This is a genomic window from Microbispora hainanensis, from assembly GCF_036186745.1.
Classification (GTDB): Bacteria; Actinomycetota; Actinomycetes; order Streptosporangiales; family Streptosporangiaceae; genus Microbispora.
In genome coordinates this window covers 7591373-7611070 of the sequence record NZ_CP108086.1, presented here as the reverse complement: position 1 = coordinate 7611070, position 19698 = coordinate 7591373, and the positions used below count along the sequence as shown (strand labels likewise).

General features: G+C 71.3%; 16 protein-coding genes. 12 read left to right on the top strand and 4 right to left on the bottom strand.

Annotation, left to right across the window (positions count from 1 at the left end; translation table 11 throughout):
• Positions 1-3: 3 nt before the first annotated feature.
• The 5 genes from OHB01_RS34730 (at position 4) to OHB01_RS34710 (ending at position 4503) form a co-directional block, all read left to right on the top strand.
• On the top strand, positions 4-1116 hold the full coding sequence (locus OHB01_RS34730) for a glycosyltransferase family 4 protein (RefSeq protein ID WP_142651800.1): 1113 nt from the start codon (positions 4-6) through the stop codon (positions 1114-1116).
• Positions 1117-1458: 342 nt separating this feature from the next.
• On the top strand, positions 1459-2481 hold the full coding sequence (locus tag OHB01_RS34725) for a TerC/Alx family metal homeostasis membrane protein (RefSeq protein ID WP_396691524.1): 1023 nt from the start codon (positions 1459-1461) through the stop codon (positions 2479-2481).
• Positions 2482-2619: 138 nt separating this feature from the next.
• Positions 2620-3279, top strand: a complete 660-nt coding sequence (locus tag OHB01_RS34720; RefSeq protein ID WP_142651824.1) for a phosphatidylserine decarboxylase — start codon at positions 2620-2622, stop codon at positions 3277-3279.
• The gene (gene pssA, locus OHB01_RS34715) at positions 3266-4105 is read left to right on the top strand and encodes a CDP-diacylglycerol--serine O-phosphatidyltransferase (protein ID WP_142651801.1); all 840 of its coding nucleotides are present in this window, start codon (positions 3266-3268) and stop codon (positions 4103-4105) included. Before OHB01_RS34720 ends, pssA begins: the two co-directional genes overlap by 14 nt.
• A 101-nt stretch (positions 4106-4206) precedes the next feature.
• A complete protein-coding gene (locus OHB01_RS34710; protein WP_142621711.1) occupies positions 4207-4503 on the top strand; it encodes a hypothetical protein in 297 nt (98 codons plus the stop codon).
• Between the two features lie 131 nt (positions 4504-4634).
• Here the strand turns inward: OHB01_RS34710 and menC are convergent, their stop codons facing one another.
• The 3 genes from menC to OHB01_RS34695 form a co-directional block, all read right to left on the bottom strand.
• Complete coding sequence (menC, locus tag OHB01_RS34705) at positions 4635-5735, bottom strand: o-succinylbenzoate synthase (RefSeq protein WP_142651802.1); 1101 nt, start codon at positions 5733-5735, stop codon at positions 4635-4637.
• A gap of 348 nt (positions 5736-6083) precedes the next feature.
• Positions 6084-6728: an MBL fold metallo-hydrolase gene (locus OHB01_RS34700; protein WP_142651803.1), complete on the bottom strand. Its 645-nt coding sequence runs from the start codon at positions 6726-6728 to the stop codon at positions 6084-6086.
• Between the two features lie 12 nt (positions 6729-6740).
• Positions 6741-7655, bottom strand: coding sequence for a maleylpyruvate isomerase family mycothiol-dependent enzyme (locus OHB01_RS34695; protein ID WP_328854551.1), 915 nt, complete (start codon positions 7653-7655; stop codon positions 6741-6743).
• 272 nt (positions 7656-7927) lie between these two features.
• Between OHB01_RS34695 and uvrA the strand changes: the two genes are divergently transcribed.
• Both uvrA and OHB01_RS34685 read left to right on the top strand, forming a co-directional pair.
• On the top strand, positions 7928-10768 hold the full coding sequence (gene uvrA, locus OHB01_RS34690; protein ID WP_328854550.1) for an excinuclease ABC subunit UvrA: 2841 nt from the start codon (positions 7928-7930) through the stop codon (positions 10766-10768).
• A gap of 165 nt (positions 10769-10933) precedes the next feature.
• Positions 10934-11371 (top strand): Rieske (2Fe-2S) protein, encoded by a 438-nt coding sequence (locus OHB01_RS34685; protein ID WP_142651806.1) that lies wholly within the window; start codon positions 10934-10936, stop codon positions 11369-11371.
• A 249-nt stretch (positions 11372-11620) separates the two neighbouring features.
• Here the strand turns inward: OHB01_RS34685 and OHB01_RS34680 are convergent, their stop codons facing one another.
• Positions 11621-12334, bottom strand: coding sequence for a TetR/AcrR family transcriptional regulator (locus OHB01_RS34680; protein ID WP_328710377.1), 714 nt, complete (start codon positions 12332-12334; stop codon positions 11621-11623).
• Positions 12335-12387: 53 nt separating this feature from the next.
• Here OHB01_RS34680 and OHB01_RS34675 point away from each other — a divergent pair, with 53 nt between their 5' ends.
• The 5 genes from OHB01_RS34675 (at position 12388) to whiA (ending at position 19472) form a co-directional block, all read left to right on the top strand.
• Positions 12388-13596, top strand: coding sequence for an NAD(P)/FAD-dependent oxidoreductase (locus tag OHB01_RS34675; RefSeq protein WP_328854549.1), 1209 nt, complete (start codon positions 12388-12390; stop codon positions 13594-13596).
• Positions 13597-13762: 166 nt separating this feature from the next.
• Complete coding sequence (gene uvrC / locus OHB01_RS34670) at positions 13763-15901, top strand: excinuclease ABC subunit UvrC (RefSeq protein ID WP_328854548.1); 2139 nt, start codon at positions 13763-13765, stop codon at positions 15899-15901.
• A gap of 451 nt (positions 15902-16352) precedes the next feature.
• Entirely contained in the window at positions 16353-17222 is an 870-nt protein-coding gene (gene rapZ, locus OHB01_RS34665) for an RNase adapter RapZ (protein ID WP_142651810.1), read from the top strand.
• 246 nt (positions 17223-17468) lie between these two features.
• A complete protein-coding gene (locus tag OHB01_RS34660) occupies positions 17469-18428 on the top strand; it encodes a gluconeogenesis factor YvcK family protein (protein WP_142651825.1) in 960 nt (319 codons plus the stop codon).
• Positions 18429-18491: 63 nt separating this feature from the next.
• On the top strand, positions 18492-19472 hold the full coding sequence (whiA, locus tag OHB01_RS34655) for a DNA-binding protein WhiA (RefSeq protein ID WP_079319876.1): 981 nt from the start codon (positions 18492-18494) through the stop codon (positions 19470-19472).
• The last annotated feature ends 226 nt before the right edge of the window (positions 19473-19698 follow it).

The window sequence follows — 19698 nt, the reverse complement described above, 5'->3', positions numbered from 1 at the left end:
GGCATGAGTCGCGTAGTTCTCGTGCTGGGATCGAGCGTGGGCGGCGTGGCCCGGCACGTGCGGATGCTCGCCGGCGGGCTCGTCACGCGGGGGCACCGGGTGCTGGTCGCGGGCCCCGGCAGCACCCAGGAGGCGTTCTCCTTCACCACCACAGGCGCGGGCTTCGCCGAAGTCGACATCGCCGACAGGCCGCACCCCGCGCACGACCTGCGGACCGCCCTGCGCCTGCGCGGGCTCGCCCGCGGCGCGGACGTCGTCCACGCCCACGGCCTGCGGGCCGGCGCGCTTGCCGCGCTCGCCCTCGCCGGGGCGCGGGGATGGCCGCGCCTCGTGGTCACCCTGCACAACGCGGTCACGGCGGGCGGCGCGATCGGCGCGGTCTACCGGCTGCTGGAACGGATCGTCGCCCGGCGTGCGGACCGCGTCCTGGCGATCTCGCCGGACGTCGCGGAGCGCATGCGGGCCAGGGGCGCCCGGGGAGTGGACCTCGCGGTGGTGCCCGCGCCGCCGCTCGCCGAACCCGCCCGCCCGGCCGAGGACGTGCGTGCCGAGATCGCCGCCCGGCTGCCCGGCGCCGCGGACGCGCCGCAGGCCGTGGGGGAGCGGCCGATCCTGCTCACGGTCGCCCGGCTGGCCCAGCAGAAGGGCCTGGAGACGCTGCTCGACGCGGCGGCCGGGCCGTACAAGGGGGATCCGGTCTTCGTGATCGCGGGCGACGGGCCGCTGCGCGCGGAGCTTCAGGCCCGCGTCGACGCCGAGGAACTGCCCGTGGTCCTGTACGGCTGGGCCGAGCCGGCCGACCTGCTCCAGGTCGCGACGGCGGTGATCGTGCCCAGCAGGTGGGAGGGACAGCCGCTGAGCGTCCAGGAGGCGCTGAAGGCGGGCAAACCGATCATCGCGACCCGCGTGGGCGGCGTGCCCCGGATGGTGGGCGAGGCGGCCCTGCTGGTGCCGCCGCAGGATCCCGGCGCGCTGAGCCGGGAGATCGGCCGTCTGCTCGGCGATCCCGCCGTGGCCGCACGCCTCGCGGAGGCGTCCGTACGGCGTGGCCGGGAGCTGCCCGACGAGGACGCGGCGCTGCGCGCGGTGCTCGCGGCGTACGGGCTGGCGCTGTAGCCGGGCTCGCGGCTGTACGGGCCGGCGCAGTAAGGCTTGCGGCCTACGGGCCGGCGCAGGAGCGGTGACCACAGTGGCGGGAGGGTGCGACCACCCTCTCGTGCCGGTGACACACGACTGCAGGGCAAGTGAGCCGTCGCCTGTCCTCGCCGAGGAGCGCAGGGGTTCCGGCAAGGATTAGGTGAGGCTAAGTCTGATCCATATACTGGACGGGTTGGGGGGGAGTATCCCTTCGCGGCGGTCTCGTCATCACGGTGTCAGCACCCGGGGCCGTCGGTCCGCCGTGCGCGTTCGGGCGGGAGAGACCTCCGGCAGTGTGTTCAGCGCGCGCCGGAGGTAGTCGTGGTACATGCGCCCCTGTGGTTGTGGGCCCTGGTCATCGTGGGTCTTGTCCTCGTGGTCGCCGTTGATCTGTGGATCGTCGATCGTGGTGAACCACGTGAGTTCTCGATGCGACAAGCGGGCATCTGGGTCGGCTTCTATGTCTGCCTGGCCGTTTTGTTCGGCATCGGGTTAACGCTGTGGGCCGGGGCCGGGACGGGTGGCGAGTTCTTCGCGGGCTATCTGACGGAATACAGCCTCAGCGTCGACAACCTGTTCATCTTCTACATCATCATGACCCGCTTCGGGGTGCCCCGGATCTACCAGCACAAGGTGTTGCTGGTGGGCATCGTCCTGGCGCTCGTCATGCGCGGGATCTTCATCGCCATCGGCGCCGCCGCGCTGAGCCGCTTCGGCTGGCTGCTGTACGCGTTCGGGGCCTTCCTCATCTACACGGCGTACACGCTGGTCCGGGACCACAACAAGGAGGAAGAGGAGTTCAACGAGAACATCCTCCTCCGCTGGGCCCGGCGGGTCTTCCCGACCACTCCCGATTACGTCGGCTCGCGGGTGACCGTGCGGGTGGACGGCAGGCGCATGGTCACGCCCATGCTGATCGTGATGATCGCCATCGGCACCACGGACCTGCTGTTCGCCCTCGACTCGATTCCGGCCATCTTCGGGCTCACGAAGGCGGCCTTCATCGTGTTCTCCGCGAACGCGTTCGCCCTGATGGGCCTGCGTCAGCTCTACTTCCTGCTCGGCGGACTGTTGCAGCGGCTGGTCTACATCAGCTATGGCTTGGCGTTCATTCTCGGTTTCATCGGGGTTAAGCTGATTCTCGAAGCACTTCACGAGAATGACGTCTCGTGGGCCCCGCAGATCCCTATTTGGGTGTCGCTGGCGGTCATCGGCGTGACCATGGCCGTGACGACCGTCGCCAGTCTCATCAAGGCCCGCCGCGACGACAGAGCCATCGCGGAAGCCTCGCAGGCTGAAGCTGCCCAGACGGAGGCATCTCAGGCGGAAGCCCCGCAGGGCTAGCAAAACGGGCACTGACCCTGTTTGCTTGTTCTGGTTGGGCCACGCATTGACTGCCGGATCGGTAATATCGATCGCCAGCTCGCATGCCGGTCCATAGTCGCCAGAAGAGTACAAAGGTCATCTGTGTCCAACGAATCGTTGCCCCACGGCCCTGAAGCCGGGACCGCGGGAACTGCCCGTGGCCGGGTCAGGCTCGCACGCGGGGTGTCCCCGTGGCTCGCTCCGACCGCCGCGGCGGCAGCCGTCACCGCCGTTCTCACCCGCAGGTCGCCCCGGTGGGCGCTGGCCGCGGCGCCGCTCGCCGCCCTCACCGGCGGGATGCTGTGGTTCTTCCGCGACCCCGAGCGCACGCTCGGCGAGGGCAGGCTCATCTCGCCCGCTGACGGCGTCGTGCAGAGCATCGACCCGTGGCCGGACGGCCGCACCCGGGTCGCGATCTTCATGAGCCCGCTCAACGTGCACGTCAACCGCGCGCCCGCCGCCGGCACCGTCACCTCGGTCGAGCATGTGCCCGGCGGCTTCGTGCCCGCGTTCAACAAGGACAGCGACAAGAACGAGCGTGTCGTCTGGCATTTCGACACCGCGCTCGGGGACATCGAGATGGTGCAGATCGCCGGCGCCGTCGCGCGCCGCATCGTGCCGTACCTGTTCGCGGGGGCGAAGGTCGCCCAGGGCGAGCGGGTCGGGCTGATCCGTTTCGGCTCCCGGGTGGACCTCTACCTGCCCGAGGGCATCAGGCCGGCGGTCACCGTCGGCACCCGGACCGTCGCGGGGGTGACGCGCCTTGACCACGTCTGACCTCGGAGCCGAGGCCTCCTGGCCGGTCGAGGAGGTGGATGAGGAGCCGCGCGGGCCCGTTGGCAAGGCCTTCCGCCTGTCGGCCGCCGACTCCCTCTCGCTCGGCAACGCCCTGAGCGGATTCCTCGCCGTCTGCGTGCTCGCCTGGTCGGCGATCAGCAACCTGCAGGCCGGTGTCAAGTTCGTTCCCGACCCGCGCTTCTTCGGCATGGCCGTGGTGCTGCTGTTGATCGGCGCGACCTGTGACCTGTTCGACGGCCTGGTGGCCAGGAGGTTCCGTGCGTCCGCGATGGGCGCCGAGCTGGACAACCTCGCCGACGTGATCAGCTTCGGCTTCGCGCCCGCCTTCATGGTGATGATCTGGGCCGGCTTCTCCGGAAAGCTGCCGCTGTGGCTGGTGCTGTGCGCGGCCGGGTCCGTGCTGCTCGCCGGCGTCGTACGGCTGGCCCGCTTCGCCTGCGTGAAGACGAAGAGCGGCGACTTCATGGGCCTGCCGATCCCGATGGGCGCGATGACCGTGGTGTCGATCGTGCTGCTCTTCCAGCCGAACTACGTCACGCTCGCCGCCATCTTCGGCGTGGCCTGGCTCATGGTCAGCCGCATCGAGTACCCCAAGCCGAAGGGCAATCTGGCCGTCGTCGTGCTGGCCTGGATGCTGATCAACGTGGCCTGCCTGACGATCTGGGCGGCCGGTCTCGCGGGCGGCGACCACCTCATCAAGGTAGGCGCGACCATGCAGATCGCGATCGTGTCCGCCATTCCGCTTCGCGTTCTCATGTTCAAACAGCAGCAGCGCAGGGAACGACGCTCGGAGAACGCGGGCTGACGTCGTCGCACGGACAGGGCCCCGGTCGGCTGGGGCCCTCCATTTCGGGCCCGGGCCATCACGTGGAGAAAACGCCTAGTCCAGATGGAGCCCTGGTCGCCATGCCTCGTGAGCACACCCGGACGTACTTCCTCGGCAAACTGGCCCGGGAGCTCGAGCTGCGCGGGCTTGAGGCGTCCCTGCGCCCCGACCCGCCGTCGCTCAAGGTCCGCGACCCGGACGCGGCGCTGTTCACCGAGACGGTGGACTGCGTCGCGATGTCCGAGGGCTGGTTCTACCGCTGGTCCTGGGGCGACGTGGTGGAGAGCGCGGAAGAGCCCGCTCTCGCCGCCGACCGCATCGTGAAGGTCTTCACCACCGGCGAGCCCCGGCCGCATCCTGCACTCGGCGACGCCTGACGGGTCGCGCCCTGCCTTCGGCGACGCCGGACGCGTCGCGTCCTGCCCTTGGCCACGCCGGACGGGCCGCCCCCGCCCTCGGCATCGGCCGGTCTACCGTGTCCCCGGCGCCGCCTGGCCGGTTCGGAGCGTCACAGCCGGATCCACTCCGTCGCCGTGGTGACCTCGTCCAGGACGTCCGGAATCGGGTCCACGCCCAGCCCCGGGCCGTCCGGCACGTCGAGATGCCCGCCGTTCAGCTCGAACGGCGCGGTCACGTCCGTGTGGAAGTAGCGCCGCGAGGCGGAGGTGTCGCCCGGCAGCGTGAAGCCGGGCAGCGCGGCCAGCGCGACGTTGGCCGCCCGGCCGATCCCGGTCTCCAGCATGCCGCCGCACCAGACCGCGACGCCGTGGGCGCGGCACAGGTCGTGGATGCGCCGGGCCTCCAGATAACCGCCGACCCGCCCCGGCTTGATGTTGACCACCGAGCACGAGCCGAGGCTGATGGCCGCCGCGGCGTGGGCGGCCGACTCGATGGACTCGTCCAGGCAGATCGGGGTGCGGATCGACTGCGCGAGCCGCGCGTGCTGCACGAGGTCGTCGTCGGCCAGCGGCTGCTCGATCAGCAGGAGGTCGAAGTCGTCCAACCGGGCCAGATGCCGGGCGTCCGCGAGCGTGTAGGCCGCGTTGGCGTCCACCTGGAGCAGCAACTCCTCCCCGAACCGCTCCCGCACCGCGCGGACCGGCGCCACGTCCCAGCCCGGACCGATCTTCAGCTTGATCCGTACGTATCCCTCTTCGACGTACGCCTCGACGGTGTCGAGCAGCTCGGCCACCGACCCCATGATGCCGACGGAGACGCCGCAGGGGACGCGGTCGCGGGTGGCGCCCAGGTAGCGGGCGAACGACTCGCCGGTGATCCGGAGCGACGCGTCGAGCACCGCGGCCTCCAGCGCCGCCTTGGCCATGCGGTGGCCCTTGAACGGCGCGAGCGCGGGACCGACGGCCTGGGGGTCCAGCTCGCGGGGCAGCGCGGGGATCAGGAAACGCCGCAGCACGTCGGCCGCCGCGTCCACGTACTCCGAGGAGTACAGCGGCTCGGACATCGCCACGCACTCGCCCCAGCCCTCGGCCTCCGGCGTCACCACCCGCACCAGCAGGACGTCGCGGCTGGTCTCGGTGCCGAACGACGTCCGGAACGGCGCGACGAGCGGCATCGCGATCCGGCGCAGTTCGATTCCAGTGATCTCCATGAGGTGCTCGGGCTCCAGGGGGTGGGACGGTGTGCGCCGACCACTATACGGACGCCCTCATACGGTTCTGAGATCACCGGCCGGGCGGGAGCACCCATCGGCACGACCGGCGGCAGGATCGCGGCCGGGGTGGTCTCCGTTTCCGGGCTCCGTCTCCCCGGCCGCCCTGATCCGCTCAAGTGCCGGGTCTGTTCGCGTACTGGTCTGTTCGCGTACTGGTCTGCTCGTGTACGGGTCTGCTCGTGTACGGGTCTGCTTACATACGAGGCGCTCGGGCGGCGCTGTGCTGGGACGAGCCGGCGCCCCCGCGCTGGGACACCGGCCGTCCGGGTGCGCGTCAGGCGTACGTCACCAGCCGCGGGCCTTCCACTCGGGCAGGTGCGGCCGCTCCGCGCCGAGCGTGGTGTCCCTGCCGTGGCCGGGGTAGACCCAGGTCTCGTCGGGGAGGCGGTCGAAGATCCGTTCCACGACGTCCGTGAACAGCTGCTCGAACCGCGCCGGGTCCTTCTGCGTGTTGCCGACGCCGCCGGGGAACAGGGAGTCGCCGGTGAACAGGTGGCGGTCCTGGTAGAGCAGCGCGATCGAGCCGGGGGTGTGGCCGCGCAGGTGGATGACGTCCAGCGTCACCACGCCGACCGTCACCCGGTCGCCGTGCTCGACCTCCCTGGTGACCTTCACCGGCAGTTCGGGGGCGTCGAGAGGGTGGGCGATCGTCTGCGCGCCGGTGGCGCGGGCGACCTCCTTCAGGGCTCCCCAGTGGTCGGGGTGCCGATGGGTGGTCACGATCGAGCTGATCGGCATGTCGCCGATCAGCTCGAGCAGCCGGTCGGGCTCGGCCGCCGCGTCGATCAGCAGCCCGTCGCCGGTCTCGGTGCACCGGAGCAGGTAGGCGTTGTTGCCGAAGTCGCCGACCTCGATCTTCGAGATCGTCAGCCCGGGCACCTCGCGTACGTCGGCGGGTCCGCCTTTGGTGACGTTTCCGGTATAGGTCATGATCGTTCCTCTCTAGTTCCCGGCGGGCGGCCAGGACGACGGTGGTTCGGCGGGCAGTCCCGCCGGGGACGGCTTCGGCCAGCGAGGCGGGGACGGCGGTTTCCCCGCGGGGTCGTGCCGGAGGCGCGCGTTCGAGGCGTCGTGCCGGAGGCGCGCGTTGGAGGTGTCGTGCCGGAGGCGTGCATCGGCTGCGTCGAGCGGAAGGCGCGCATCGGCGTCATCGGGCCGGGTGGGGCGCCGCGGCGGGGCGAGTCGCAGGCCCGTGCCGTCGGTCCTGCCCGCGAGCCAGGCGAGCAGCTCGCGCGGGGTGCCCTCCACGGCCGGGCCGTCGCCGAGGCCGGTCCACGTCCTCAACACCTCACCGGTGCCCGGGGCGAGGGCGACCACTTCGCTCACCGGGCTCTCGTCGCCGAGCCAGAGCATCGTGTCGTACAGCTCTCGTCTCACGAACGTCTCGGGCCAGTCGGCCCATCCGTAGCCTGCCCCGAGGTCGGCGTGGTGCACCTCGATCTCCCTGAGCCGGCGGATCGGGACGTACCAGGCGGGGTGGTCGGGCGGGAACATCCCCGAGACCGGCGTGGTCCACGCCTCGGCGGGCATCCGCGCGACCGCCGTGGCGAACCGCTCCGCGCTGTCGCGCAGGTCGGCGAGCTGCTCGGCGGCCGGGCGGCCGGCGCCTGCCGCGATGCCGGCCTCGCGGGCCCGCAGCGAGGCGTACTGGGGGGTGCGCACCCCCGTCCGCGCCCAGGTCAGCAGGTTGACGCAGCCGTCGGCGTTGCGGGCGACGTGGGTGAGCACGTGTCCCCTCGTCCAGCCGGGCAGCAGGGACGGCGCACGGAGATCCTCGTCGGTGAGGCGGGCGGCGGTCGCCAGCAGGCGCTCGGTCGCCTCGGCCAGCTCCCGCTCGATCTCGTGGATGACGGACATGAGAAGAATCATGGACCCTGGAGTCCCGGTCCGCCGTGCCCATGACCGCAGGGGAAGAGGACGGCGCGGCGGGCGGTTGTATGAGCAGGGGTTTCGCGCGGATGCCGGGCGCGGGTTTGACGAAGCTCATACCCTGGTTCGCGGAGCGTGTCCCACGGAAGCACGCGGGGCCGCCCCCTCCGGCCGCCGGACGATGCCCCCCGAAATTGTCGGTGGCTCTGGATAGCCTGCCCGTGCACCTCCATTCACCTCATCGACCTATCGGGACCACCGTGGCTGACCGCCTGATCGTGCGTGGCGCACGCGAACACAACCTCAAGGACGTCTCGCTCGACCTCCCGCGAGACGCTCTGATCGTCTTCACGGGGCTTTCGGGCTCCGGCAAGTCCAGCCTGGCCTTCGACACGATCTTCGCCGAGGGACAGCGCCGGTACGTGGAGTCCCTGTCCGCGTACGCCCGGCAGTTCCTGGGTCAGATGGACAAGCCCGACGTGGACTTCATCGAGGGCCTTTCCCCGGCCGTCTCCATCGACCAGAAGTCCACCAGCCGCAACCCTCGCTCGACCGTCGGCACGATCACCGAGGTCTACGACTACCTGCGGCTGCTCTGGGCGCGCATCGGCAAGCCCCACTGCCCGCAGTGCGGGCGCCCGATCGCCCGGCAGACGCCGCAGCAGATCGTCGACCGTGTGCTCGAACTGGAGGAGGGCACCCGCTTCCAGGTCCTCGCCCCGATCATCCGCGGCCGCAAGGGCGAGTACGCCGAGCTGTTCCGCGAGCTGCAGAGCAAGGGCTACGCCCGTGCCCGCGTGGACGGCACGATCGTGCGCCTGGAGGAGCCGCCCACCCTCAAGAAGTACGAGAAGCACGACATCGAAGTGATCGTCGACCGGCTGTCGGTCAAGGAGAGCGCGCGGCGCAGGCTCACCGACTCGGTGGAGACCGCGCTGCAGCTGTCCGGCGGCACGATCACGCTCGACTTCGTCGACCTTCCCGACGACGACCCCAACCGTGAGCGCTTCTACTCCGAGCACCTCTACTGCCCGTACGACGACCTGTCGTTCGAGGAGCTGGAGCCCCGGTCGTTCTCGTTCAACTCGCCCTTCGGCGCCTGCCCCGAGTGCACCGGCCTCGGCACGCGCATGGAGGTCGATCCCGACCTCCTCGTGCCCGATCCCGAGCGCACGCTCGGCGACGGCGCGATCAGCCCGTGGGCGAACGGCCACACGAGCGACTACTTCGTGCGGCTGCTGGAGGCGCTGGGCAACGCGCTCGGCTTCGACCTCGACACCCCGTGGGAGCGGCTGTCGAAGAAGGCGCAGAAGGCGATCCTGCACGGCCACGACGAGCAGGTCCACATCCGCTACAGCAACCGTTATGGCAGGCAGCGGTCCTACTACACCGATTTCGAGGGCGTGATCCCCTGGGTCCAGCGCCGGCACGCCGAGTCGGAGAGCGACGCCAGCCGGGAGCGGTTCGAGGGCTTCATGCGCGAGGTGCCCTGCCCGGCGTGCAAGGGCCGCCGCCTCAAGCCGGTCTCGCTGGCCGTGACCGTGGGGGACGCCTCGATCGCCGAGGTCTCGGGCATGTCGATCGCCGACTGCTCGAAGTTCCTGTCCGGCCTGCGGCTGTCGGAGCGGGACATGCAGATCGCCGAGCGGGTGGTCAAGGAGATCAACGCACGGCTGGGCTTCCTGCTCGACGTCGGCCTCGACTACCTCACGCTCGACCGGGCCGCCGGCACGCTGGCGGGCGGCGAGGCGCAGCGGATCCGGCTGGCCACCCAGATCGGCTCCGGCCTGGTCGGCGTGCTGTACGTGCTCGACGAGCCGTCCATCGGCCTGCACCAGCGGGACAACCAGCGCCTGCTGGAGACGCTGATCCGGCTGCGCGACATGGGCAACACGCTGATCGTGGTCGAGCACGACGAGGACACGATCGCCGCCGCCGACTGGGTTGTCGACATCGGCCCCGGCGCGGGCGAGCACGGCGGCCAGGTCGTCGTGTCCGGCACCGTGCAGGACCTGCTCGCCAGCGAGGAGTCGCTGACCGGCGCCTACCTGTCGGGCCGCAAGGCGATCACCGTGCCGGAGATCCGGCGTCCGCGGGACAAGAAGCGGCAGCTCGTCGTGAAGGGCGCCCGTGAGCACAATCTGAAGGGCGTGGACGTCGAGTTCCCGCTCGGCGTCTTCACCGCGGTCACCGGCGTCTCGGGGTCCGGCAAGTCCACGCTGGTCAACGACATCCTGTACGCCGCGCTGGCCAAGGAGCTGAACGGCGCGAAGACCGTGCCCGGACGGCACTCCCGGGTCGTCGGCACCGACCTGGTCGACAAGGTCGTCCACGTCGACCAGTCGCCGATCGGCCGTACGCCGAGGTCCAACCCGGCGACGTACACCGGAGTGTTCGACCACGTGCGCAAGCTGTTCGCGGCCACGACCGAGGCGAAGGTCCGTGGTTATCTGCAGGGCCGGTTCAGCTTCAACGTCAAGGGCGGGCGCTGCGAGGCGTGCGCCGGCGACGGCACCATCAAGATCGAGATGAACTTCCTGCCGGACGTCTACGTCCCCTGTGAGGTCTGTCACGGGGCCCGGTACAACCGGGAGACGCTTGAGGTCCACTACAAGGGCAAGACGATCTCCGAGGTCCTCGACATGCCGATCGAGGAGGCGCTGGAGTTCTTCGAGGCGATCCCCGCCATCCGCCGTCACCTGCAGACGCTCAACGACGTCGGTCTCGGTTACGTACGGCTGGGCCAGCCCGCGACCACGCTGTCCGGCGGCGAGGCGCAGCGGGTGAAGCTCGCCTCCGAGCTGCAGCGGCGCTCGACCGGCCGCACGGTCTACGTGCTGGACGAGCCCACCACCGGCCTGCACTTCGAGGACATCAGGCGGCTGCTCGGCGTGCTCAACCGCCTCGTGGACGCCGGCAACACCGTGATCGTCATCGAGCACAACCTCGACGTCATCAAGACCGCCGACTGGATCATCGACATGGGACCCGAGGGCGGGTCGGGCGGTGGCAGGGTCATCGCCGCAGGCACGCCCGAGGACGTCGCCCGGGTCGAGGAGAGCCACACCGGCGCGTTCCTGCGCAAGATCTTGGGCGTATGAGTATTCGTCTCATTATTTCTCCCTACTCTTCTCCTTTCGACCGCGTCACTCTGAACCGGCCACGGGGTGATGGCCGTACCTGAGGACACACAGGGTGACGCGTCGCACAGGGGAAGGACCCGGGGCCGTGTGCGTCCCGGGCCGCCGCATCAGGGAAGGATGAGCATGACGGATACGACACGCCGGGCCGTGATCTTCGGTGCCGGAGGCGCCGGGCTGGCCGTGGCGCTGAGCGCGTGCGGCGCCTCCGGTGACACGACGGCGTCGGCGGACCAGGGCGGTGCGCAGGACGGCCAGGACCAGGCGGCGCAGGGCGGGGGCGAGCTCGCGAAGACCTCCGACATCCCCGAGGGGGGCGGCAAGGTCTTCAAGGACCAGGACGTCGTGGTCACGCAGCCTGCGGCCGGCGAGTTCAAGGCGTTCAGCGCGACCTGCACCCATCAGGGCTGCCCGGTCGCCAGCGTCTCGAACAACGAGATCGTCTGCCCGTGCCACGGCAGCAGGTTCAGCGCCAAGGACGGCTCCGTGACGAACGGCCCGGCGGCCAGGCCGCTCGCCGAGCGGAAGATCACGGTGAGCGGCGACAGCATCACCCTCGCCTGACAAGGGCTGCCGGACCCGCTCGTCCGGGTTCGCCTGTCTGGGCTCGGTGCTCACGCTCGATGTCCGGGCTCGATGTCCGGGCTCGATGTCCGGGCCTGCCGTTCGGGCCCGATGTCGGGACCGACTGGTCGGCCTCGTGCCTCGCGGCCGACGGCGAGAGCACTCGCTCGTCTGAGGGTGCCAAGGGACACCGCCGCCCGTCATCGCGCGGAAGCCGGTGCGATGACGGGCGGCACGTCATGCAAGGCGTCAGGGGGCGATTGTGAACGGCTCGCCGACCGGTCGGGTGAGTTTGGCGGCCACGGCGTCGAGAACCCAGTCGAGGCCGGTCGCGAAGGACGCCTCGGGCTCCACCTCCGTGCCGTCGTGCACGAACTTGGTCAGCGCCGGGAAGCGGCCCGTGGCCAGCATCCGCGTCACGTGCGGGCCGGAGGCGTGCTGCCACTCCCGGTCGGACAGGCCCGTGGCGCGCTCGGCCCGCAGGTTCGCGATCTCGCGCCTGATCGCGCCGATGACGTAGGCGTTGACGACTTCCACGGCGCGCATGACGGTGTCGAGGTCGGTGAGGCCGTCGAAGGCGGCCAGCGTGGCCTCGGTCACCGCGAGGGCGTTCGGGCCCAGGGACGGGCGCCCGCCGAGCAGGTCGGCCAGCCATTCGTGACGGAGGCCGGCCTGACGGGTGCGGTGGGCGAGGCCGTGCAGCGCCTCCCGCCAGTCGCCGGGCCGCTCCCCGGGGAGGATCTCGGCGTACACCTCGTCCACCATGAGGTCGAACAGCTCCTCCTTGGTGGAGATGTATCCGTACAGCCGCATCGGGCCGACGTCCAGCCGGGCGGCGACCTTGCGCAACGACACTGCCTCCAGCCCGCCCTCGTCGGCCAGCGCGATGGCGGCGGCGACGATCCGCCCCCGGTCGAGCGGCGCGGGCCGAGTCGGCGGCTCCGGCCGGTCCCACACAGTCATGCGTACATCGTACTATTGCGATACGCCGTCTCGTCAAAATACAGTGTATCGACATGAGACAACGTATCGCCGTTATCGGCGCCGGTCCCGCCGGCCTCACCTTCGCCCGCGTCCTGCACCGTCATGATCACCCCGTCACCGTCTTCGAACGCGATCCCGCCCCCGACGCCCGCCCCCAGGGCGGCACGCTCGACCTGCACAGAAATCTCGGCCAGCTCGCGATGAGCAAGGCGGGACTGCTGGAGGAGTTCCAGGCGCTGTCCCGTCCCGAGGGGCAGGCCATGCGCATCCTGGACACGGACGGGACCGTCCTGCGTGACTGGCCGCACAATCCGGATGACGACGCCAATCCCGAGATCGACCGCGGGCGGCTCCGCGACCTGCTGCTCGGTTCCCTGGACGTCCAGTGGGGACGGGGCGTGACGGAGGTGGTGCCGGGCACCCCGGACGGCGTGCTGGTCCGTTTCGCGGACGGGCGGCAGGAGACGTTCGACCTCGTGGCCGGCGCGGACGGCGCCTGGTCTCGGGTCCGCCCGGCGGTCTCGTCCGTGACGCCGCATTACACCGGCGTCACCACCGTCGAGACCTCGATCGACGACGTCGACGTCCGCCACCCCGGCCTCGCGCGGCTGATCGGCGACGGTTCGGTCGTCGTGTACGGCGTGAACCGCGGCGTCGTCGCCCAGCGCAACAGCGGCGGCCACGTCAAGGTGTACGCCCAGTTCCGTGCGCCGCTGGACTGGCACGCGAACCCGGACGCGAACCCGGACGCGGGTTCGGACGCGGGTTCGGACGCGGGTTCGGACGCGGGTTCGGACGCGGGTTCGGACGCGGGGCCGGACCAGGCCGGCGGCGAGACCCTGCGTTCGCGCGTGCTGGCGCTGTTCGACGGCTGGTCCGCTCCCGTCCTCGACCTTCTCCGTCACGGCACCGCGTTCGTCCACCGACCTCTGTACGTCCTGCCCGTGGGGCACACCTGGGCCCACGTCCGCGGGGTGACGCTGCTGGGCGACGCCGCCCATCTGATGCCCCCGCTGGGTGTGGGCGCGAACCTCGCGATGCTGGAGGGCGCCGAACTCGCCGAGGCCGTCGCCACCGCCTCCGGCCACGACGATCTCGACAGGGTCGTGCGCGCCTTCGAGGAGCAGATGTGGGCGCGGGCCGGCAGGTGGGCGAAGTTCGCGACGGCCGGTCTGGAACGCCTCGTGAGTCCGGATCCTGCCGACGCCATCGCCCTCTTCGACGAGGTCAACGCGTCCTGATCGCCGGCCGATCGCGGGCGGAGGCGCACCGGCACCGCGCACGGCTGCACAGGTGCCCCGCAGCCGGAGCCGGCTGACGTGACATCCGTGATCTACGGCGTAAAGGCCGTGGCCCGGCTCCGCCGGGGACGGCGGGATTGTCGGCGTGGACCAGTAGTCTTTGGGTGTGGCGGATCCGGCAACTTATCGACCGGCGCCCGGATCGATCCCTGAGTCGCCAGGCGTCTATCGCTTCCGCGACCCGGGCGGCCGGGTGATCTACGTAGGCAAGGCGAAGAGCCTGCGGCAACGGCTCAACTCCTACTTCGCGGACTTCGCCGGCCTGCACCCGCGGACGCAGACCATGCTGACGACCGCGGCGTCCGTGGACTGGACGGTGGTCGGCACCGAGGTCGAGGCGCTCCAGCTCGAATACTCCTGGATCAAGGAGTTCGACCCCCGGTTCAACGTCAAGTATCGCGACGACAAGTCGTACCCGTACCTGGCCGTGACGATGGGGGAGGACTTCCCCCGGGTGCAGGTGATGCGCGGGGCCAAGCGGAAGGGCACCCGATATTTCGGGCCCTACTCGCACGCCTGGGCCATCCGGGAGACCGTCGACCTGCTGCTGCGCGTCTTCCCCGTACGGACCTGCTCGGCGGGAGTCTTCAAGCGGGCGGGGCAGATCGGGCGACCCTGCCTGCTGGGATACATCGACAAGTGCTCCGCGCCCTGCGTCGGCCGGGTCACCCCCGAGGAGCATCGGGCCCTCGCCGAGGACTTCTGCGACTTCATGGCCGGCAACACCGGCCGCTTCATCAAGCGGCTGGAGCGCGAGATGCGCGAGGCGGCGGCCGTGGAGGAGTACGAGCGGGCCGCGCGGCTGCGCGACGACATCCAGGCGCTGCAACGGGCCCTGGAGAAGCAGACCGTCGTGCTCGGCGACGACACCGACTGCGACGTGATCGCCCTGGCCGAGGACCCGCTTGAGGCGGCGGTCCAGGTCTTCTACGTGCGTGGCGGCCGGATCCGCGGGCAGCGCGGCTGGGTGGTCGACAAGGTCGAGGAGGCCACCCCCGGCGAGCTGGTGGAGCAGTTCCTGCTGCAGATGTACGGCGAGGCGACGATTCCCCGCGAGATCCTCGTGCCCGCGCGGCCCCCGGACGAGGCCGCGCTGATCGAGCTGCTGAGCGAGCAGCGGGGCTCCCGCGTCGACCTGCGAGTTCCCCAGCGCGGCGACAAGAAGAGCCTCATGGAGACGGTGGAGCGCAACGCCAAGGAGTCACTCGCCCAGCACAAGCTGCGCCGCGCGAGCGACCTGACCACGCGCAGCCGGGCCCTGCAGGAGATCGCCGACGCCCTCGACCTCGACCAGGCGCCGCTGCGCATCGAGTGTTACGACGTGTCGCACATCCAGGGCGAGAACGTCGTGGCCTCGATGGTGGTCTTCGAGGACGGCCTGGCCCGCAAGAGCGAATACCGCCGCTTCTCCATCAGGAGCACGGAAGGCGATGTGGCCTCGATCTACGAGGTCATCTGCCGGCGCTTCAAGCGCTACCTGGAGGAGCGGGCGGCGACCGGCGAGCTGGACGCCGAGACGGACGACGAGGCAGGGCGCGACGTGGCACGGCCCGGCGCGGCGGTGAGCGGCGTGGCCGCGAATGGCGCGGCGCGCGATGGAGCAGGGCCCGCCGCGGCGGCGCGCGATGGAGCAGGGCCCGCCGCGGCAGCGCGCGATGAAGCAGGGGGCGGCGAGGACGAGGACGACGCGGGCGAGCCCGACGCGAACGGATACGGATCGGCCGGGCGCGGTGGCGCGGCGACGCCGATCGACCCGGAGACCGGCCGGCCCCGCAAGTTCGCCTACCCGCCCAACCTCGTTGTGGTGGACGGCGGCCCCGCGCAGGCGGCGGCGGCCCAGCGTGCTCTGGACGAGCTCGGGATCGACGACATCGCCGTGTGCGGGCTGGCCAAGCGGCTGGAGGAGGTCTGGCTGCCCGGTGACGACCAGCCGGTGATCCTTCCGCGCAGCAGCGAGGGGCTTTACCTGTTACAACGCGTCCGTGACGAAGCACACAGGTTCGCTATCACCTACCATCGGACGAAGAGGTCGAAGTCGCTCAAGGAGAGCGCGCTCGACCACGTGCCGGGTCTCGGCCCGGCACGCCGTCAGGCACTGTTGCGGCACTTCGGCTCGGTGAAGCGGCTGCGGGAGGCGAGCGCGGAGGAGATTCGCGAGGTCCCCGGCATCGGCCGTGCGACCGCCGAGGCCATCGTCGCGGCGCTGCGCGGTGAGAGCCCGTCCCCCGCGGGGCAGGGGTCCTGAGGTGCTCGCGCGAGCACCCCGGCGTGTCCCGCGCAAGCCTGAGCAGAAGGCCACGGCGGAAAGCCGGGGCGGAATGCAGGAGGCGCGGCAGGCCGGGCCAGGCCGGGCCAGGCCGGGGCAGACGGCAGGGCCGGCAGGCTCGGGAAGATGGCAGGGCCGGCAGGCTCGGGAAGATGGCAGGGCGCAGCGGGCCAGGCCGGGCAGAGGGCAGGATGCGGCAGGCAGGGCGCGTCGGAGTCGCCCGGCGTGGCGGTGGCGCGATCAGGTGAAGAGGTGTCATGCTCCGGCACCAGAGGTCCCTCCCCCGGGGAGCGGGCCCGGTCCCCGGCGTACGGGCCGGCCATTCCGGCGTGGGCGGCGGACGACGGACGCGGCCGGGCGGCGGACGGGGCTGACGTTGGGCGGGCTGACATGAGCGGGCTGACATGGGCGGCAAGGCGGTGAGCGGGCGATGAGCACGACTGAGCCGGCATTCGTGGTGATCACCGGAATGTCGGGGGCGGGGCGCAGCACCGCTGCGAAGGCCCTGGAGGACCTCGGCTGGTTCGTGATCGACAACCTGCCGCCGGGGCTGCTGTCCTCGCTCGCCGAGGAGGCGGGCCGGGTGAACATGGCGACCGACCGCGTCGCCGCCGTGGTCGACGTGCGCAGCCTCGCCTTCACCACCGACCTGAACGCGGCGATCGAGGAGCTCGACGGGCGCGGTGTCGGCGTCCGCGTGGTGTTCCTCGAGGCCAGCGACGAGGAGCTGGTCCGCAGGTTCGAGAACGTGCGGCGTCCCCACCCCCTCCAGGGCGACGGGCGGCTGGTCGACGGCATCGACCGCGAGCGCGGCATCCTGCGCGAGGTCCGCGCCAACGCCGACCTCGTCATCGACACGTCCCTGCTGAACGTCCACGAGCTCCGCAAGAAGATCGTGTCGTTCTTCGGCGGCGAGGACCGCCCGGGGCTGAAGGTGAACGTGGTGTCCTTCGGCTACAAGTACGGCCTGCCGGTCGACGCCGATCTCGTCGTGGACTGCCGGTTCCTGCCCAATCCCCACTGGGTGCCGGAACTGCGGCACATGACCGGGCTCGACGCCCCCGTGCGCGATTATGTGCTCGGTCAGCCCGGGGCCAAGGAGTTCCTCGACGGGTACGAGGAGGTCTTCGGCATCGTCGCCGCCGGGTATGCGCGTGAGGGCAAGGGGTACGCCACTCTCGCGGTGGGCTGCACCGGAGGCAAGCACCGCAGCGTCGCGATGGCCGAGCAGCTCGGCGCCCGTCTGCGTGAGCGCGGCATGGACGTCCAGGTCAGCCACCGGGACACGGGCCGCGAGTGACGGCCCCCGCCCGGGCCGCCGGCCGGGCCTTCCGCCGGTCCGGGGGCGCGACCGCGTACGGCAAGCTCCGGCCGGCGCCGGGGCCGGGCCGATCAGCACGACATGAGCGCCACGGCTCCGCAGGGCGGTGCTCGTGGCGAGGCGAGGAGGACGATGAAGGATTCCGCCCCGGAAGAACCCGCGGACCCCTCCGTCCCCGATCAGCCAGGGAAATCCCCCACATCCATCCCCACCCCCGGCAGGCCGATGTTTCCCCCGAACCCCGCAACCGCCGTGAGGGGCCCCAAAGTCGTCGCGCTCGGCGGCGGCCATGGCCTGTACGCCTCCCTGTCGGCCCTCAGGACCGTCACGGACGACCTGACGGCGGTGGTGACGGTCGCCGACGACGGCGGCTCCAGCGGCCGTCTCCGGCGCGAGCTGGGGGTCCTGCCGCCCGGTGACCTGCGGATGGCGCTCGCGGCCCTGTGCGGCGACGACGAGTGGGGCCAGACCTGGAGCGAGGTCGTCCAGCACCGTTTCAGGAGCGAGGGGGAGCTGCACGGGCACGCCGTCGGCAACCTCCTCATCGTCGCGCTCTGGGAGCTGCTCGAAGACCCTGTCGTGGGCCTGGAATGGGTGGGCCGGCTGCTCGGCGCGCACGGCCGGGTGCTGCCCATGGCGTCCGTGCCGCTCGACATCCAGGCGGAGGTCGAGCTGGACGGCACGATCACGACGGTGCGCGGGCAGGTCGCCTGCGCGCTGACGCCCGGGCGGGTGCGCTCGATCTCGCTGCTGCCGTCCGACCCGCCCGCCTGCCCCCAGGCGATCGAGGCGATCGAGGCGGCCGACTGGGTGGTGTTCGGGCCGGGCTCATGGTTCACCAGCGTGCTGCCGCACCTGAAGGTGCCCGAGCTCGCCCGGGCGCTGCACGAGACGAGCGCCAGGCGGCTGGTGATCCTCAACCTCGCGCCGCAGGCGGGGGAGACCGACGGCTTCTCTCCGGAACGGCACCTGGAGGTGCTCAGGGAGCACGCCCCCGCACTGGTGGTCGACGCGGTGATCGCCGACGACGATGTGGTCGCCGACCCGGGCGCGCTGGAGAAGGCGGCGGGGTCGATGGGCGGGCGTGTCGTTTTGGCCGATGTGGCCGCCCATGACGGATCTGCGCGGCACGACGGACCACGTCTTGCCGCTGTCCTGGATGAGATTTTCCGTGAGAAGCGGTGATTGCGTGCTCGTCAGGTGCGAGAGACTGACGGGCAGAGTCTGTCTGGGGGAGGACACGAGCTGATGGCCATGACGGGTGTGGTGAAAGACGAGCTGAGCCGCCTTCCGGTGCTCAAGCCCTGCTGCCGCAAGGCGGAGGTTTCGACCCTGCTGCGGTTCGCCAGCGGGCTGCACCTGGTGGGCGGGCGCATCGTGATCGAGGCCGAGCTCGACACCAACGCCACCGCCCGCAGGCTGATCAAGGACATCGGCGAGGTCTTCGGGCACAAGGCCGAGGTGCTGGTCCTGGCCCCCGCCGGTCTCCGCAAGGGCTCGCGCTACGTCGTGCGCGTCTACAAGGACGGCGAGGCGCTGGCCCGGCAGACCGGCCTCATCGACAACCACGGCCGGCCCGTACGCGGTCTGCCCCGGCAGGTCGTGTCCGGGGCCACCTGCGACGCGGAGGCGGCGTGGCGGGGCGCGTTCCTCGCGCACGGCTCGCTGACCGAGCCCGGCCGGTCGATGTCGCTGGAGGTGACCTGCCCCGGGCCGGAGGCGGCGCTGGCCCTGGTCGGCTCGGCCCGGCGGCTGAAGATCCACGCCAAGGCCCGCGAGGTGCGCGGCGTCGACCGCGTGGTCGTGCGCGACGGCGACGCGATCAGCGCGCTGCTGACCCGGCTCGGCGCCCACGACAGCGTGCTGGCCTGGGAGGAGCGGCGGATGCGCCGCGAGGTGCGGGCCACCGCCAACCGCCTGGCCAACTTCGACGACGCCAACCTGCGCAGGTCGGCCAGGGCGGCCGTCGCCGCCGGCGCGAGGGTGCAGCGGGCGCTGGAGATCCTCGGCGACGACGCCCCCGAGCACCTGGTGATCGCCGGGCGGCTGCGGGTGGAGCACAAGCAGGCGTCGCTGGAGGAGCTCGGCCAGATCGCCGACCCGCCGCTGACCAAGGACGCCATCGCCGGGCGCATCCGGCGGCTGCTCGCGATGGCCGACAAGCGAGCCCAGGACCTCGGCATCGCCAACACCGAGGCGAACCTCACCGCCGACATGCTGGCGCAGTAGCCCGCGGAGGGCGTGAGCAGGCCCGGGCGGCCGGGCCGGTGCGCCGTCCCGCCCTTCCCGTCGCACCGCCCCACGCCTGGTTGTGAGCCCTGTTCGTGTGCCCTGTTCGTGTGCCCTGTTCGTGTGCCCCGTTCGGGTGCCCGCTCATGGGCCCCGGGGAGGGGGCGGCGAGGGGGTGTGGCGGGGCCGCCGCGGCGCGGGAAGGGCCCGTTCACCGGCTCGTCCT